This window comes from Moorena sp. SIO3I8 (genome assembly GCF_010692325.1).
Lineage (GTDB): Bacteria > Cyanobacteriota > Cyanobacteriia > Cyanobacteriales > Coleofasciculaceae > Moorena.
This window is the reverse complement of record NZ_JAAHHW010000365.1, coordinates 1-1,531: the sequence shown is the minus strand read 5'-3', so window position 1 is coordinate 1,531 and position 1,531 is coordinate 1. Positions and strand designations below refer to the sequence as shown.

Below are 1,531 nucleotides of genomic sequence, written 5' to 3'. Positions count from 1 at the left end.
ATTCAGGAATGGCTCCTATCACGTCTTGTTCTGCCCTTCCCATTTGATAAGCTGAGTAAGCCCGTGCTGTTGGATTCCTCAATAAAACAATGAATTTTCCAGAGGGCATCATTCCACGAACCAGTTTGGGAATAGGCACACTTCGATTCCATTTGTCTAAGTAAGCTGGTGTTTTTTCAAATGTATAAATACAACGAGACAACAACTGCTCCTTGTCTCTTGACAGTAAATAAGCAGGATTGAGTAGATAGCGTATCCATTCAGTTTCAATATCTATGACTTCATCAAAAAAATGGCACTCTTCAGGCGCACCTTTAAGATTGGGATGCTGATCGAGCCAGGTATGCAGTTCGCGAGTGCCGCATTTCTGTGCGCCAATAATCATAAAATTTGGGACTGCATAATAAGCATGGGTTTCATCGGGTAATGGATAAGCGACAATCACTCCCGCATCTAGATCGTCAAGGGTAACATCAGGATAATAGACTATTTTTGGGGCAATCACCATTGGTATATCTTAAGATTAAAATTTGTCATATTATCAAAGTTAATACAGTAAATAATTTTTATACTTGTCTAGCCAATGGTTTATGGTAAATGGATAATAGTTTTGAAACTTTACGGCATTTTCCCTACAAAGCTGAATCATTTTTATCAGATTATCATAGCTCAAGCCAAATTTTAAAGCTAGCTCAATGTTATTCTCTGAGGAATTAATGATGTCTGGAGCGATGTTTAGATTATTCTCAGCTTTCACAAAGTTGTCTTTGACAGTGTTGATACGCTCTAGCACGAAGGGATTACTTGTTTCTATTCCTAAAAAATGCTTTAATGCTTCTAATGACTTTTTTCGGTACTCTTCTTCGACTATATTAATGATCACAATATCTTCGGGAGCGAAATAATCATAATACTGAGATAACTGTAGGGCATAATCGCTATAATTAATATATTTATTACGAATAGTTGAAAGGGCTTGATTGATATCCAATTTTTCTCTATCGACTAACAAGTTATGAAAAAAATGGGAAATCGATCGCTGTAATGGATCTCGAACTAGATAAATCAATTTAACGTTTTTCAAGACTTGCTTGATTCGCGCCGGTACCCCTGGATAGTCTGGATACTTTGTATAGTGGGTAGAAGCTTCCAGCTTTATCCCATTTAAGGGAGGAAACATTGCTAAATACCAGTCGATACCTCTTTCCCAGTTGCCTCCCCTATCTCGATCCACAAAAAATTTAGTATCCTTCACTCTCGATGGGTTGATTGATGGGCAGTTTTTAGACAAGGAATGAAACAGCGAAGTTGTTCCGCATTTCATCCCACCAATAATAATATAGTGTTTGCTTATATCCCTTTTCATATACCAAATCCAGATTAGAAAGAATCATCAGTACCAACCTTAAAAGTGCTGTGATAACCATTAAATTTTCAGGAACGCCTAAGAGGATATCTGAAAAGTTTTTTTATACTGAATTTTGCCCCCCTAGCCCCCCAAATTTGGGGGGAACAAGAGTCAATTTGCTTA

Annotated in this window: 2 protein-coding genes; both read right to left on the bottom strand. The window is 37.4% G+C overall.

Annotated elements, in window-relative coordinates; all coding sequences use genetic code 11:
* Window positions 1-508, bottom strand: a 508-nt coding sequence (locus tag F6K51_RS37030) for a sulfotransferase (RefSeq protein ID WP_293031105.1), incomplete at its 3' end; no start/stop codon positions are given.
* Window positions 509-547: 39 nt separating this feature from the next.
* Window positions 548-1,366 carry a sulfotransferase domain-containing protein gene (locus F6K51_RS37025; protein WP_293031102.1) on the bottom strand — a complete coding sequence of 273 codons (819 nt, stop codon included), beginning with the start codon at window positions 1,364-1,366 and terminating at the stop codon, window positions 548-550.
* Window positions 1,367-1,531 lie beyond the last annotated feature (165 nt).

Bases quoted from the DNA above. Each gene is read 5' to 3' on its own strand.
- F6K51_RS37025 (WP_293031102.1), bottom strand. From the start codon at position 1,366: ATGAAAAGGGATATAAGCAAACACTATATTATTATTGGTGGGATGAAA.